This is a genomic window from Sphingomonas sp. 2R-10, from assembly GCF_030062225.1.
Lineage (GTDB): Bacteria > Pseudomonadota > Alphaproteobacteria > Sphingomonadales > Sphingomonadaceae > Sphingomonas.
Genome location: NZ_JASCXF010000045.1, coordinates 17,754 through 32,651, shown reverse-complemented (window position 1 = coordinate 32,651; position 14,898 = coordinate 17,754). Strand labels below are relative to the sequence as shown.

Genomic DNA, 14,898 nt, shown 5'->3' with positions numbered 1-14,898 from the left:
CCATGGTCCCACCCCGGCACCGACCCCCCGCGACCATTCGCTTTCGTTTCGTCCGGTGCTCGGCTAAAGGAGCGCGCTTGATCTATCCCCTGGAGCTGTTCCCTTGGCGTTGACCCCGCAGAACAACGAAGCCTTCATCCGCGAAGTCGATGAAGAGCTGCGCCGTGAGCAGATGTCGAACATCGGCCGGCGCTATGGCCTGCTCATCATCGCCGCGATCCTCCTCGCGCTCGCCGCCTTCGGCGGCTGGACGTGGTGGCAGCACCGCCAGAACGCGATCGCCGGCGAACAGGGGCAACAGCTCGCGACCGCGCTCGACGATATCCAGCAGGGCCGCAGTACGCAGGGTAGCGCGATCGTCGCCGGGCTGACCACGTCGGACAAGGACGCCGTCCGCGCCACCGCGCTGCTGACGCAGGCCGACCTGCTGCTGTCGAAGAACGACGTGAAGGGTGCCGCCGCCGCCTTCGGCAAGGTCGCCGCCGACGAAACGCTGGCCCAGCCGTTCCGCGACCTCGCGCTCGTCCGCCAGACCTCGGTCGAATACGACACGCTTGCACCGCAACAGGTCATCGACCGGCTGCGCGGCCTTGCGGACAAGGGCAGCCCGTGGCTCGGCAGCGCGGGGGAAATGGTGGCGATCGCCTATCTCCGCCAGAACAAGCTGCAACAGGCCGGGCAGACCTTCGCCCTGATCGCGCAGACCGACGGCGTGCCCGAAAGCCTGCGCGCCCGCGCGGTGCAGATGGCCGGATCGCTCGGCGTCGATGCCGCGCCCGCCGCACCCGCCGCCGCGCAATAACCCTTCTCGATACCGGAACCCCTTTTCCATGAAGACGCATCTGAAACTCTCGGCAGCGGTCGCGGCGTTGGCGCTGCTGGGCGGTTGCGGCGCCTTGAAGGGCAAGGGCCCGGCGCGCACCCCGATCGTCGGACAGCGCGTGCCGATCCTCGCTTCGGAAAACCTTGCCGAGGTCGATCCCGCGCTCGCGAACCTGCAGGTCGTGCTGCCGCTCGCCGAAACCAATGCCGACTGGGCGCAGCCCGGCGGCAATCCGGCCAAGTCGATGGGCCATGTCGCACTGGGCGATACGCTGACCCAGGCGTGGAGCGCGCGGATCGCGGGCGGCAACACCCGCACCCGCCTCGCCGCGGCACCCGTCGTCGCCGGCGGTCGCCTCTACGTCATCGACGTCAACGGCATGGTCACCGCGATGGCCGCCGATACCGGCGCGACCGTGTGGACCGCGCAGACGGTCAAGGGCGACGAGAATCCGCGCGCGCGCTTCGGCGGCGGCGTCTCGGTGGAGGGCAATCGCGCCTTCGCCACCGATGGCCTGGGCGATGTCGTCGCGTTCGACACCGCCGATGGCAAGGAAGTGTGGCGCTCGAAGCCCGGCGGCCCGCTGCGCGGATCGCCCACCGTCGCCAACGGCCAGATCTATGTCGTCAGCCAGGACAACCAGCTGTTCGCGCTCGACCAGGCCGATGGCAAGGTCGTGTGGACCCAGTCGGGCAGCCTCGAGGCGCAGGGCGTGTTCGGCGTCGCCGCCCCCGCCTCGGCACAGGGGACGGTGGTCGCCGGCTTCTCCTCGGGCGAACTCAACGCCTATCGCTACGAGAACGGCCGCTCGGTGTGGGGCGACAGCCTGTCGCGCACCTCGGCCTCGACCTCGGTGTCGGCGCTGGCCGACATCGATGCCGAACCGGTGATCGACAATGGCCGCGTCTATGCGGTCGGGCAGGGCGGGCGCATGGTCGCGCTCGAACTCGTATCGGGCCAGCGGCTGTGGGAACAGAATCTCGCCGGGATCTCGACGCCATGGGTCGCGGGCGAATGGATATTCGTCGTGACCGACGACGGTCGCCTGCTGTGCATCTCGCGCGGCAGCGGCAAGCTGCGCTGGGTGCAGCAGCTTCCCGCCTTCCGCAACGTCAAGAAGCGCAAGGGCCCCATCGGCTGGCGCGGGCCCGTCCTCGCCGGCAATCGCCTGCTGCTGACCAATTCGGACGGACAGCTCGTGTCCGCCTCGACCGCCGACGGCAGCATCACGACGACGCAGGATACCCGGTCGAAGGCCGGCTACACCCTGTCGCCGGTCGTCGCCAACGGGATGCTGTATCTGCTCGACGATGCGGGGCAGCTGACCGCCTGGAAGTAGGCCTGTAACGCACTCCGTCCGTCATCCCGGCGCAGGCCGGGATCCATGGATGGGGTGACGTCACCGCTTGATCGATACCACCCGACACGATGGATTCCGGCCTGCGCCGGAATGACGGATGTGGGCGAACGTCGCGCACCCTCGACCCGTCCCCCCTTACCCCCTACACTCGGCGGAACATCCCGCACCCCCAGGAACCTCCATGCCCCTTCCCGTCGTCGCCATCATCGGCCGTCCCAATGTCGGCAAGTCGACGCTGTTCAACCGGCTGGTCGGCAAGCGGCTGGCGCTGGTCGACGACCAGCCCGGCGTGACCCGCGACCGGCGCGAGGGGGAGGCGAACCTGCTCGGCCTCGACTTCACCATCGTCGATACGGCCGGGTTCGAGGATGAGGACGCGGCGACGCTTCCCGGACGGATGCGGATGCAGACGCAGGCGGCGGTCGAGATGGCCGATGTCGCGCTGTTCATGATCGACGCCCGCGCCGGCATCACGCCCTTGGACGAGGAAATCGCCCGCTGGCTGCGCTCGGCCGACGGCACCGTCGTGCTGGTCGCGAACAAGGCGGAGGGCCGCGCGGGCGAGAACGGCGTGCTCGAATCGCTGGCGCTCGGTTTCGGCGATCCGGTGCAGATGTCGGCGGAACATGGCGAGGGCGTCGCCGACCTGTTCGACGCGCTGCGCCCGTTCGTCGAGCGCGAGGACGAGCCCGAGCCGGAGGAAGCGGAGGAATACGACCCCGAAACCGCCGTGCTGAAGCTCGCGATCGTCGGCCGCCCGAACGCCGGCAAGTCGACGCTCATCAATCGTTTCCTCGGCGAGGACCGGCTCATCACCGGGCCGGAAGCGGGCATCACCCGCGATTCGATCGCGGTCGACTGGAACTGGACCGCCGCCGATGGCCGGGTCCGTCCTGTCCGGCTGATCGATACGGCGGGGATGCGCAAGAAGGCGCGGGTGCAGGAAAAGCTCGAAAAGCTCTCCGTCGCCGACGCACTGCACGCGATCGACTTCGCCGAGGTCGTGGTGCTGCTGCTCGACGGCACGCGCGGCCTCGAACTGCAGGACATCAAGATCGCCGACCGTGTGCTGCAGGAAGGGCGCGCGCTGGTCATCGCATTGAACAAATGGGACATCGCCGAACACGCCTCGTCGTTGTTCAACGGGGTCAAGGGCGCACTCGACGAAGGGCTGGCGCAGGCGCGCGGCGTGCCGCTGCTGACCGTGTCCGCCGCGACCGGCAAGGGGCTCGACGTGCTGATGCAGGCGGCGTTCGAAACGCGCGAGGCATGGGGCCGGCGCGTGTCGACCGGACAGCTCAACCGCTGGTTCGACCGCGCGCTGGAGGCCAATCCGCCGCCCGCACCCGGCGGCAAGCGCATCAAGATGCGCTACATCACGCAGAACAACATCCGCCCGCCCAGCTTCGTCCTGTTCGGCACCCGCGTCGACCAGCTGCCCGAAAGCTACAAACGCTATCTTATCAACGGCATCCGCAAGGAATTCGGCTTCGGCGCGGTTCCCGTCCGGTTGAACATGCGCGCGCCGAAAAACCCCTTCGACCACTCGAAATGACCCGCATCGACGCCCGCGGCATGCGCTGCCCGTGGCCCGCCATCCGGCTGGCCCGGGCGCTGCGCGACGGGGCGGCGGTGGTCGAGATCGCAGCCGACGACCCGCGTGCGGCAGGCGAACTGGCCAGCGCGGCGAGCGCGGTCGGGGCGCGGCTGGAGGTCGTGGGCGAGGGGGTGTTCCGGGTGGAGCGCCGCGAAGGCTGATCCCGCCGATCCGATCGAACGTCACCCCAGCGAAGGCTGGGGTCTCCATCGGCTCCTGCTGCGTGCTACCACAGGGAGATTCCGGCCTTCGCTGCGATGAGGGTCGTTTCAACAGGGATGGATCAAACTCCAGCGTAGCGGTCGATGAGAAGCGGGCCCCGGATCACGCCCGGAGGGACGATGTCGTTCGCATGACGGCATCCATTCCGACATTCGCCTGCGTCGCGACGGCATCGTCGGCGAACACTTTCCTACAGCATCGCCACCATGCCATGCTCCGCCCGGTTCTTTCTCATCGCCGAAACGCCGCGACCAACATCCATGCGAACGCCACAGGCGCGACGAAACGCGCACGAGTGTGACTTTTGTGACCTTTGGCGGGCGCTACCCCTTCGCTTCCCACGGTTTGTCCCGCAAATTCAAATGGGTAATGCCCCGCGCCCTCAGTCGTGGCCCAAGGAAGCGATAGAAATACCAGTCCTTCGTCGCGAACGGCGTCGCATGGTACAAAAGTCGCTCGGCCAGCGTCCAGCGCACCCGCCGCCGGTCCGACCGCCGCGGTGACGGTTTCGCCCAGAAATCAAAGGGATAGACGACGCGCCCGAGTTTCGCGACCCGCTGCATGATCTCGTGGTCGAGCAGCACATAGGGCCAGTGCGTTTCCGAAAACCCGCCTGCCCGCACCAGCACCGCTGTTCGAAACGCCTGTCCATATCCGCCGGTATGCGTCTGTTTCGACAGCAATTTCGTGACGAATCCGGCATAGATCGCGCGCCGCAGCGCCTGCCCCGACGCATCGACGCCCAGCGCCATCACCGCCACGGTCCGCGGATCGGCATCGAACGTCCGTTCGGCCTCGGCCAGATAGTGTGGCGGGTACCAGGTATCGGCATCACCGAACGCGCTGAATTCGGTCGTCAGTTCTCCCATCGCCGTCTCCAGCGCATGGATCTTGCCCGGCCGCGATTCGGTCAGGTGGACGACCTCGACCCCCGGTGCGGCAAAGCCCCGTGCGATCGCGGCCGATCCGTCGGTCGATCCGTTGTCGACCAGCACCAGCCGGAACGGCACGGTCTGCGCCGCCAGCGCCGCGAGCGTCGCACCCAGGAAATCGGCCTCGTTGTAATAGGCGATGACGAAGGTCCAGCGCGTCATGCCGCCAGTTCCATCAGCCGCCGGCACGCCGCCTCCGACGATTGGGGGCCGTGGGTCGCGACCGCGTGATCCCGCGCGGCCGTGCCCATCGCCGCAAGCGCCGCCGGATCGCCGAGCAGCGCGTCGACCTTCGCCCGGTAATCGGCGTCGCGCACCAGCAGGCCGCAGTCGGGCGGGATCACGTCCGGCCCGATCCGGTCGTCGAATGCCGCCACGGGCAGGCCGCACGCCATCGCCTCGGGGATCGCCCGCGGGAAATAGTCGCGCCGCCCGGCGTGGAAGAACAGCCGCGCCTGCGCCAGCATCGCCGGCATCTGTGCGTTGGGGACATGCCCCAGCCATTCGACCTGCGGAAAGCGATGGCGCAGCGCCGCCGCCTGCGGCCCGTCGCCGATCACCGCCACCCGGTGCGTCTCGCCGAGTGCGGCGATCTCGTCGAATTTCTTGTACGGCGTCAGCCGGCTGGTCGCGATCACGTCGAACCGCTTGTCCGCCTCGATCGGCGCAAACCGGGCGGTATCGATCGTCTTGGGCAGCCGCTGCATCCGCGCGTCCGGCACCGCGCGCCGCCATAGGCGCCAGCCCGGCTGCGTCAGCTTCGCTTCCTGCACCGCCGATTCGGGGAAGACGAACGCCGCGCGCGGCACGATCCGGCTCCACCAGTCGCCGCCGATGACGACCGCGAAGCGCCGCCGGTCGGGCCGCAACACCCGGTCGTACAGGTCGAACCCCGCGCCGCCATTGCTGCCGATCAGCACGAACAGCGTCGCCGGATCGGCCTTCGCCGCGACGATCATCGCATCGCTCTTCTGGTCGCGGGTCTTCGCCTGCGGGTTGGACGGGGCGAACAGCCGGATGGGGTAGGGGGCGATGCCGGGCAGCGCCGACACCGTATCGAGCGGTTCGCGCGCCAGCCCCCACAGCTCGACCTCGACGCCCAGTTCGGCAAGGATGCCGGGCATCCGCCGGTCGCGATTGTCCCAGCGAAGCCATTCGCCGACATCGGCGATCCCGTGATGGGTGGGGTAGGTGAGGACGAAGACGATCCGCATCCCCGCCGGGCTACCAGCGCAGACGCCTGCACGCCACCCGATTGTCGATGCGTCCGCTGGCACCGCGAAAGGCGTCTCGACGCCTTTCCAAACGCGCTCTAAGGCGCAGGCAATGAACTGGTCCGACGACGGCGCGCGGGTAAGCTGCGTGATGGTGACCGCGAACCGTGCCGCGCTGGCGCGGCGCGCGGTCGACTGTTTCCTGCGGCAACGCTGGGGCAACCGCGAACTGGTCGTCGTCGACGATGGCGAGCAGGATTATACGCCGCTATTCGCCGCGATCCCGTCCGATCGCCTGATCTACGATCGCGTCGCCAAGACGTCCGAAACGACGCTGGGCCGTTTGCGCAACCGCACGCTCGACCTCGCCCGCGGCACGATCGTCGCGCAGTGGGACGACGACGACTGGTATCATCCCGACCGGCTGGCGCGGCAGGTGGGGGTGCTGGAGGCGGGCAGCGACGCCTGCGTCCTGCGCGGCACGCTGATGCACCTCGACGCGCCCGACTGGTTCGACCACCCCTATGTCGGCACGCTGGAGCCGGGCGTGCCGGGCAGCATCGTCCACCGAGCCGATCCCGCGGCGCGCTATCCCGAGAAGCGCCGTGGCGAGGATACCGACTTCCTCGCCCACTGGCCGATAGGGCGAATCGGCGTGCTTGACGCGCCCGGCCTGTTCGTCCGCGCCTTCCACGGCGGCAACACGTGGGAGCGGACCCATTTCGAGCGCCGGGTGCGCAACACGCCCGCCGCCGCGGTCGAATATGCGCTGCGGCGGTTCCTGCCCGGCGGGGTGTGGCGTCACTCGCGCTTCCGCCTCGATGCCGCGACCCGCGCCGCGTTCGACGCCTTCGTCGCCGATTCGCGCGCGGCCGGGGTATTCGCTTGACGCTGGCCGACCGCGCGCAGCGGCTGCACGACTGGTCGCAGACGCCCGCCGCGGCGCGGATGGGCAAGGTGTTGCGCGCGCTGTTCTTCGTCGGCGTGCTGCTGTGGCTGGTGCTGAAGGTCCGCGCGATCGGGTGGGGCAACGTCGCCGCCGCGCTGCCGCGGACCCCGTGGTTCTACATCCTGTTCGTCGTGATGTTCATGGCGCTGCCGGTGTCGGAGGTCTGGATCTTCCGCCTGTTGCTGGGCCGTCCGATGCCGGGGGCGTTGCCGGTATTCGTGCGCAAGCGCGTCTTCAACTCGGCCTTCGTCGGCTACTCGGGCGAACTCTACCTGTTCGTCTGGGCGCGGCAGCGGCTGGGCATCGCGTCCAAGACGCTGCTGCTGGCGATCAAGGACAACGCGATCCTCTCGGCGCTCGCCTCGGCGGCGATCACGTCGGTCCTGCTCGTCATCTTCATGGCGACCGGCCGGGCGAAATGGATCGCCGACTGGCTGCATTCGGCCGGTGGCATGATCCTGGCCGGGCTGCTGGTCGCCGCCTTCCTGACGCCGCTGCTGCTGCGACTGCGACGACAGATCCTGTCGGTGCGCTGGTCGACCGCGGGCGCGGTGCTGGGCATCCACGTCGTGCGCATCCTGATCGTCGTGCTGCTGCAGGCGACGCAATGGGCGGTGGTGCTGCCCGGCGAGCCGCTCAGCGTCTGGGTCACCTTCCTGACGGTGCAGATGGTCATCAGCCGCCTGCCGATCGTGCCCAATCGCGACCTGCTGTTCCTGTCCGCTGCGCTGGAGATGAGCCACATCGTCGACGGCCCGCGCGCGGCGATGGCCGGGCTGCTGCTGGCCGGCGGCGCGCTGACGCAGGGCAGCAACCTGTTGTTCTTCCTGCTGACCAGCTTCGAACGGCGCCGTGGCACGCTGCCGGTGGCCGATCCCGATCCCGCGTTCGAGGCGGCGGTCGCCCCGCCGGCGGTGTCGCCGGCGGGCGAATAGGAGGCGGCACCCGCGCGCGCGGGTGCCGCCCCGGTCCCCTTGCGGCCCGCCAGCCTTACGCCGGCGTCGACGCCCGGGCGCAGATGAAGCGCGACAGTTCCTGGCGCAGCGGCAGGCCCGCCGTCGAGCGCAGCGGGCCGTCATGCGCCACGTTGGTTTCGACATGCGCCCGCGTGTCGGCGACGCCGACGACGTGGAACAGGTTGCGGTCGCAGTCCAGTTCGGTGCGGGCATAGACGAAGCGGTCACCGCGCTGCTGGCGCAGGATCGCGATGATCGTGCCGGCGGCGGTGCGCCGCTGACGCAGCACTTCGTAGCGCGACTGGCCATCCGACGGCGTCGGGATCTCGGCCCCTTCCAGCGGATAGCGCTCGATGCCGTTACCCGCGACCTCGGTCTCGACCAGGTGCCGCAGGTCGACGGTATTGGTGGTCGCTTCGGGAGTCGGCGCGGTCGATGCGCCACACGCGGCCAGCAGCGTCCCGGCCAGCACGGCCACTGTCGTTCGGATCATACGCAAAACCCTTTATTCCATGAGAACCATCGTCTCAGGAAATGTTGCTACGCAGCAATATTATCGAAGCGGGCCTCAGCGCGAGCGCAAGGCACCCAGCGCGGTCATGAAGGCTACCGCCCCCATCGCAAGCACGACGCCTCCGACATCCTCCCATCCGATCGCCCAAAGACGGTCGAACCGGTCGGAAAAGGGAAGGATCGCGCGGAAGGTTTCGAATGGAATAGTCATGGCGCGTTGCAACATAGTCACTGAAAGCGTGATGAAAACAGCCGATCGCGCCGATCGGTCCGAGGACATCATATGTTACACTAACGCAAGACGCCGGCCGATCTTCGGCAACGGAACCGTCTTGCATGCAGCCGATCGTCGCCATACACCGTCATTCCGTTTATCGATAATTGGGTGGGGTTCCATGTTCCGTACCGTCGCGACCGTCCTGCTTGCATCCACGGCCCTTGCCAGCGCACCCGCGCTCGCCCAGGCCCCCGCGCGCACCGCGCCGCCGGTAAAGGCCGCGCCGCTGTCCGCGCTGGTCGCGCCGGTGAACATTCCGTACGAGAAATTCACCCTGCCCAACGGCCTGACCGTCATCACCCATACCGACCGCAAGGCGCCGATCGTCGCCGTGTCCGTATGGTATGACGTCGGGTCGAAGCACGAGCCCAAGGGGAAGACCGGGTTCGCGCATCTGTTCGAGCATCTGATGTTCAACGGGTCGGAGAATGCGCCGGGCGACTTCTTCGATCCGCTGCGTTCGATCGGCGCGACCGACCTGAACGGCACCACCAGCTACGACCGCACAAATTATTTCGAAACGGTGCCCCGGCCCGCGCTCGACCGCGCGCTGTTCCTCGAATCGGACCGCATGGGCTATCTGCTCGGCGCCGTGACGCAGGGCGTGCTCGACGAGCAGCGCGGCGTCGTCCAGAACGAGAAGCGCCAAGGCGACAACCAGCCGTACGGCCTCGTCAAATACAAGATGACCGAGGGCATCTTCCCCGAAGGCCACCCGTATCGCCACTCGGTGATCGGCTCGATGGCGGATCTCGACGCTGCCAGCCTCGAGGATGTGAAGAACTGGTTCCGCGGCCATTACGGCCCGAACAACGCGGTGCTGGTGCTGGCTGGCGATATCGACGCGAAGGAAGCGCGCCCGCTGGTCGAGAAGTATTTCGGCAAGATCGCCAGGGGCCCGGAATCGGTGCTGCCCAAGATCGACGTGCCGACGCTGGCCGCGCCGGTGCGCGAGGTGATGAAGGACAATGTCGCCGCGACGATGATCATGAAGGTCTGGCCGGCGCCGGGGCTGAACGATCCGGAAGCGCCCGCGCTCGACGTCGCGATGACCGCGTTCGGCGGGCTCGCCTCGTCGCGGCTCGACAACGAACTGGTGAAGAAGGACAAGCTGGCGGTGCAGGTGTCGGCCGGCGTCCAGCCGCTGGCACAGGCGGGCATGCTGATCGTCCGCGCAGTCGTCCGTCCCGGTGTGGACGCGAAGGTCGTAGAGGCGAAGCTGGACCAGATGATCGCCGATTATCTGCGCACCGGTCCGACCGCCGACGAGGTCGCGCGCGTCGCCACGACCGGCGTCTCGGGCACGATCGCCGGTCTCGAATCGGTCGGTGGTTTCGGTGGTAAGGCGGTGACGCTGGCGTCGGGCGAGCTGTATTCGAACGATCCGGGCTTCTACAAGAAGGAGCTGAACGCGCTGGCGACGATGACGCCGGACCGCGCCCGCGCCGCCGCGCAGAAGTGGATGTCGCGCCCGGCCTACACGCTGATCGTCGAGAACGGGAAGCGCGAGGGCTATGAGGAGGCAAAGGCGGTCGCACCGGCCGCCGCCGTCCCGGCCGCGCCGGAGGTCCCGTTCAAGGGGACGCGCGGCGCCATGCCGGGCGTCGCCGATACCGGCGCCGCGCTGCAGTTCCCCAAGGTCACGCGCAGCCGCCTGTCGAACGGCATGGAGCTGGTTTATGCGCAGCGGACCGCCGTGCCGGTGACGCAGGTGTCGATGGTGTTCGACGCCGGCACCGCCGCCGACGTCGCCGGCAAGCTCGGCACCGCCGGCATGACGCTGTCGCTGATCGACGAGGGCACGACCACGCGTGATTCGATCGCCATGGCCGAAGCCAAGGAAAAGCTCGGCATGCAGATGAGCGGCGGCAATTCCGCCGACGAGACGACGATCGGCTTCGGCGTGCCCAGCGCCAACCTGAACAGCGCGACGATGCTGTTCGCCGACGTGCTGCGCAACCCGGCGTTCGACGCGAACGAGCTGGAGCGGGTGCGCGGACAGGTGCTGGCGCAGATCGGGCAGCAGCGCACCAATCCGCAGGGGCTGGCCGACATGACGCTGCCGCCGCTGCTCTACGGTACGAACTCGCCCTATGCGAAGCTGGCGGCGGGCGCGGGCGATCCGGCGGCGGTCGCCGCGCTCAAGCGCGACGATCTGGTCGCATGGCGCGGGGCGTGGCTGCGTCCGGACAAGGCGAAGGTGTTCGTCGTGTCCGACCGGCCGCTGGCCGAGGTGCAGCAGGCGCTGAACGCGGCGCTGGGCGACTGGCGCGCGACGGGGACGGGCGGCACCAAGACCTTCCCGGCGGCCGTCACCGCCACCGCGCCGAAGATCGTGCTGGTCGACCGGCCGAACTCGCCACAGTCGCTGATCGTCGCGGGACAGCTGACGCCCGTGCGCGCCAAGTCGGACACGCTGGCGGCGACCACCGCCAACACCGTGCTCGGCTCGGGCTTCCTCAGCCGGATCAACATGGACCTGCGCGAGGCGAAGCATTGGTCCTACGGTGCGCGCGGCGGGTTCCAGCTGATGCAGGGTGCGGTGCCCTATGTCATCAACGCCCCGGTGCAGGCCGACAAGACCGGCCCGGCGATCGCGTCGCTGCGCGAACAGATCAACGGGTTCCTCGGGCCGAACGGCGTGACGCCGGTCGAATTCCGCCGCTCGATCGACGGCGAGACGCGGCAGCTGGCCGGTACGTACGAAACCGCGGGCGCGGTGCTGGGCGCGATGCGCAGCAACGACTTCCTCGGCCGTCCGGACGATTACCAGGCGACCCTGCCGCAAAAATATCGTGCGCTGACCGCCAGCCAGCTTGACGCTGCGGCACGCGCGGCAATCGACCCCGATCGCTTCGTCTATGTCGTGGTCGGCGACGCCAGCATCGTCCGCCCGCAACTTGACGGGCTTGGCCTGCCGGTGGAGGTGGTTTCGGCGACGCCGACGCCGGCAACCGCGCCGCCCCCGGCGAAGTAAGGAGAGCGAACATGGCGAATGTCGATGGCAGCTGGAACACGATTACCAAGTCGCCGATGGGCGACCAGCAGGCGACGCTGAGCGTCAAGAGCGACGGCAGCACGTTCACCGGCACCTATTCGGGTGCGATGGGATCGACCGAGATCACCGACGGCAAGGTCGATGGCGACAAGCTGAGCTGGAAGGTGGCGATCGTCGTGCCGATGCCGATGACCCTCGACTGCGAAGCGACGGTCGACGGTGATACGATTTCGGGCACGGTCGGCGCGGGTGCGTTCGGCAGCTTCCCGATGGCGGGATCGCGCGCCGCCTGATCGGATGAAGCGACGAACGACGGCCCGTCCGCAGACGATGCGGGCGGGCCGTTCGTGTGTCGCGGGCAGGGGGCTTCCACAGGACGCCGTATCCCCGCCTGCGCGGGGATATGGCAGGAATGTTCGCTACTCCGCCGCCCGCGCCTCCGCCTCGATCTCCGGCAGCGCCGCCGCCTTCGGCGTCTCCCCCGGATCGGGCGCATAGCCGGTCAACAGCCGCGCGCCGCGGCCATAGGTGAACCACGACCACGCCCAGTGGACATAGACCGACACCCGGCTGCGGAAATCGACCAGTAGCATCAGGTGGACCAGCGACCATGCCAGCCACGCGACGAAGCCCTTGAGCTTCATACCGGCAATCTCCGCCACCGCGCGCGATCGGCCGATGACCGCCATCGTGCCATAGTCGCGGTAGCGGAACGCCGCCGGCGCGTCCTTGCCCGCGGTCCTCGCCGCGATCAGCTTGCCTACGAACTTCCCCTGCTGCTTGGCGACCGGCGCCAGGCCGGGCAGGGCGCCCTTGCCCGTGTCGAAGCTCGCCACGTCGCCGATCGCGAAGATGGAGGGATGGCCGGGGATCGAACAATCGGGCCGCACCTTCACCGCGCCGTTCTTCGCCGCATCGGCCGCCAGCCATTGCGCCACCGGCCGCGCCTCGGTTCCGGCGGCCCATAGCACCGCTGCGGCATCGATCCGCTGGTCGCCGACGGTCAGCCCGCGCGCATCGATTTCGCGCACCGCTTCCCCGGTCCGCACCTCGACCCCGAGCGATTCGAGCATCCCGCGCGCGGCATCGGACAGCGGCGGGTCGAAGGCGGACAGGATGCGGTCCCCCATCTCGCACAGCACGACCCGGCTGCCGCGCGGGTCGATCGAGGCGAAGTCGCGTGCCAGCGTGGTGCGCGCCATTTCGGCGATCGTGCCGGCCAGCTCGACCCCGGTCGGCCCGCCGCCGACCACCGCGAAGGTCAGCAGCCGCCGGACCTCCGCCGGGTCGTCGCATTGTTCGGCACGCTCGAACGCGCCCAGCAGCGCCGCACGGATCGCCAGCGCATCGTCGATCGATTTCAGCACGAACGCATGTTCGCGCCACGCATCGTTGCCGAAGAAACTATAGCCCGCGCCGGTTGCCAAAACGCAATAGTCGAACGGCAGCCGCCGTCCGTCGGCAAGGCACAGTTCCCGTGCGGCGGCGTCGACTCCGCTCGCTTCCGCCATCAGGATGCGCGTGTTCGTGTTGCGCCGCAGCAGGGCGCGATTGGCCGTCGCGATGTCGGCCGGCGACAGCGCGGCCCCCGCAACCTGATACAGCAGCGGCTGGAACAGGTGGTGGTTGGTCCGGTCGATCAGCGTGATCTCGGCCGCGGTCCGCCGCAGCGCCTGGGCCGCAGCGATGCCGCCGAACCCCGCGCCGACGATGATGATCCGGGGTCGCATCGCTCTTTCTCCTCCGATTCGGGATGACAGTGACGATATACAACCGGTTCGGGTCGCGATCGTTGCGCCGGCCTGCCCCACCATCGTGCGGTCCTCGCCACATTGTAACCATGGTCCGGACACCCGCGCCCCCGTTCGTTCATCGAAGCGACAGATACCGTTGCCGACATGCAACAGTATCCGATTTCATGACGGCGATGTTGCAATGCGATGCAACACTTCCCGCGCTTTCGGGTTCAGAGGGGCCACGGACAAACCGGCGCGCGTTCGACGCCGGGACCGTAAACGCTGATGAGGTTTTGTATGCGTAAGCTTTTCACCGTCGCTGCCGCTGCCGCCGCGTTCGTTGCCGTCCCCGCCTTTGCGCAGGACGCCACCGTCGTTCAGGACGCCCCGACCACCACCGAACCGGCTCCGGCCGTGACCGCACCTGACGGCACCCGCGCCTTCGGCTTCGAACCCTATGTCGCCGTGATGGGCGGCTGGGAACAGTTCGATTCGGAAGTGACCGATGCCGGCATCCCGCAGGTTCCGCGCAACAACAAGCTGAACGGCGCGCTGGTCGAAGGCATCGTCGGCTTCAACGTGCCGCTGGGCCCGGTATTCGTCGGCGCCGAAGGCAGCGTCTCGAAGGGCGTGTCGGGCGACATCGATTGGGATTACGGCGCCGCCGGTCGTTTCGGTGTCCGCGCCGGTGACTCGGGCCTGATCTACGGCAAGGTCGGCTATCGCTGGGTCAATTTCGATGCGTTCGGCCGTGACAGCCGCGACTATCATGAAATGACCTACGGCGCCGGTTTCGAAGTCGGCCCGAAGGATATCGGTCTGGGCGGCATCACCGGCAACTCGGGCATCCGCCTGCGCGGTGAAGTGTCGACCTTCGGTTCGGCGCACAGCTTCCGCCCGATGCTGGGTCTGACGTCCCACTTCTAAGCATCCGGCCAGTTCGGGCGGGTCCGGCGTATCGGGACCCGCCCCGGTACCTGCGTATGATGAAAGGCCCCGGACGATTGTGTCCGGGGCCTTTTGTTTTGCTGGTTGCCGTGATCCCCGCAAGGGCGGGGGAGCTTATAATGCCCCATACAGAACGGGGCTATCCACGCGAGAGGCGCGGGAGGAATCTCCTAACGTAAGCGCCGTCGGCCAGTCCTCCCATCCTCTTGGCCGTTCCAGCCTCGTCCAAGGCCGCTGGCATGGGATATGCTGGCACCAGGTCCGGTGCGGTCACGAAATCCGTAGCCCACCATCGATGCAAATCCGCAAATGCGCGTACGGCACGATACCGTCGTCGCGCGTTCCGATTGGCAAAGTAAGGCCCGGAGTCCAG

At 68.2% G+C, this 14,898-nt stretch carries 14 protein-coding genes; 9 read left to right on the top strand and 5 right to left on the bottom strand.

Features of this window, described 5'->3' with window-relative positions; genetic code table 11:
* Positions 1–103: 103 nt before the first annotated feature.
* The 4 genes from QLH51_RS17075 (at position 104) to QLH51_RS17060 (ending at position 3,941) form a co-directional block, all read left to right on the top strand.
* The gene (locus QLH51_RS17075) at positions 104–802 is read left to right on the top strand and encodes a tetratricopeptide repeat protein (RefSeq protein ID WP_125658265.1); all 699 of its coding nucleotides are present in this window, start codon (positions 104–106) and stop codon (positions 800–802) included.
* A gap of 28 nt (positions 803–830) precedes the next feature.
* Complete coding sequence (locus tag QLH51_RS17070) at positions 831–2,162, top strand: outer membrane protein assembly factor BamB family protein (protein WP_125658267.1); 1,332 nt, start codon at positions 831–833, stop codon at positions 2,160–2,162.
* 202 nt (positions 2,163–2,364) lie between these two features.
* Positions 2,365–3,738, top strand: a complete 1,374-nt coding sequence (der, locus tag QLH51_RS17065; protein ID WP_125658270.1) for a ribosome biogenesis GTPase Der — start codon at positions 2,365–2,367, stop codon at positions 3,736–3,738.
* Positions 3,735–3,941 carry a sulfurtransferase TusA family protein gene (locus tag QLH51_RS17060; protein WP_125658273.1) on the top strand — a complete coding sequence of 69 codons (207 nt, stop codon included), beginning with the start codon at positions 3,735–3,737 and terminating at the stop codon, positions 3,939–3,941. The genes der and QLH51_RS17060 overlap by 4 nt, the downstream gene beginning before the upstream one ends.
* Positions 3,942–4,325: 384 nt before the next feature.
* On the opposite strand, the gene QLH51_RS17055 is transcribed toward QLH51_RS17060, so the two are convergent.
* Both QLH51_RS17055 and QLH51_RS17050 read right to left on the bottom strand, forming a co-directional pair.
* Positions 4,326–5,096, bottom strand: coding sequence for a glycosyltransferase family 2 protein (locus QLH51_RS17055; protein WP_125658276.1), 771 nt, complete (start codon positions 5,094–5,096; stop codon positions 4,326–4,328).
* Positions 5,093–6,148 carry a glycosyltransferase gene (locus QLH51_RS17050; RefSeq protein WP_125658279.1) on the bottom strand — a complete coding sequence of 352 codons (1,056 nt, stop codon included), beginning with the start codon at positions 6,146–6,148 and terminating at the stop codon, positions 5,093–5,095. Before QLH51_RS17050 ends, QLH51_RS17055 begins: the two co-directional genes overlap by 4 nt.
* Before the next feature lie 112 nt (positions 6,149–6,260).
* Between QLH51_RS17050 and QLH51_RS17045 the strand changes: the two genes are divergently transcribed.
* Positions 6,261–7,037 (top strand): glycosyltransferase family A protein, encoded by a 777-nt coding sequence (locus QLH51_RS17045; protein ID WP_125658282.1) that lies wholly within the window; start codon positions 6,261–6,263, stop codon positions 7,035–7,037.
* Entirely contained in the window at positions 7,034–8,032 is a 999-nt protein-coding gene (locus QLH51_RS17040; RefSeq protein ID WP_125658285.1) for a hypothetical protein, read from the top strand. The genes QLH51_RS17045 and QLH51_RS17040 overlap by 4 nt, the downstream gene beginning before the upstream one ends.
* 55 nt (positions 8,033–8,087) lie before the next feature.
* Here QLH51_RS17040 and QLH51_RS17035 read toward each other — a convergent pair whose 3' ends face one another.
* Complete coding sequence (locus tag QLH51_RS17035; RefSeq protein ID WP_125658288.1) at positions 8,088–8,546, bottom strand: hypothetical protein; 459 nt, start codon at positions 8,544–8,546, stop codon at positions 8,088–8,090.
* 75 nt (positions 8,547–8,621) lie between these two features.
* Entirely contained in the window at positions 8,622–8,777 is a 156-nt protein-coding gene (locus tag QLH51_RS17030; protein WP_164516151.1) for a hypothetical protein, read from the bottom strand.
* Positions 8,778–8,961: 184 nt separating this feature from the next.
* On the opposite strand from QLH51_RS17030, the gene QLH51_RS17025 reads away from it, so the two are divergent.
* The gene (locus QLH51_RS17025; RefSeq protein WP_125658291.1) at positions 8,962–11,820 is read left to right on the top strand and encodes a M16 family metallopeptidase; all 2,859 of its coding nucleotides are present in this window, start codon (positions 8,962–8,964) and stop codon (positions 11,818–11,820) included.
* 11 nt (positions 11,821–11,831) lie between these two features.
* Positions 11,832–12,134, top strand: coding sequence for a hypothetical protein (locus QLH51_RS17020; protein WP_125658294.1), 303 nt, complete (start codon positions 11,832–11,834; stop codon positions 12,132–12,134).
* Positions 12,135–12,260: 126 nt separating this feature from the next.
* Here the strand turns inward: QLH51_RS17020 and QLH51_RS17015 are convergent, their stop codons facing one another.
* Complete coding sequence (locus QLH51_RS17015) at positions 12,261–13,571, bottom strand: NAD(P)/FAD-dependent oxidoreductase (protein WP_125658297.1); 1,311 nt, start codon at positions 13,569–13,571, stop codon at positions 12,261–12,263.
* 303 nt (positions 13,572–13,874) lie between these two features.
* Here QLH51_RS17015 and QLH51_RS17010 point away from each other — a divergent pair, with 303 nt between their 5' ends.
* Positions 13,875–14,504, top strand: a complete 630-nt coding sequence (locus QLH51_RS17010; RefSeq protein WP_125658300.1) for an outer membrane protein — start codon at positions 13,875–13,877, stop codon at positions 14,502–14,504.
* Positions 14,505–14,898 lie beyond the last annotated feature (394 nt).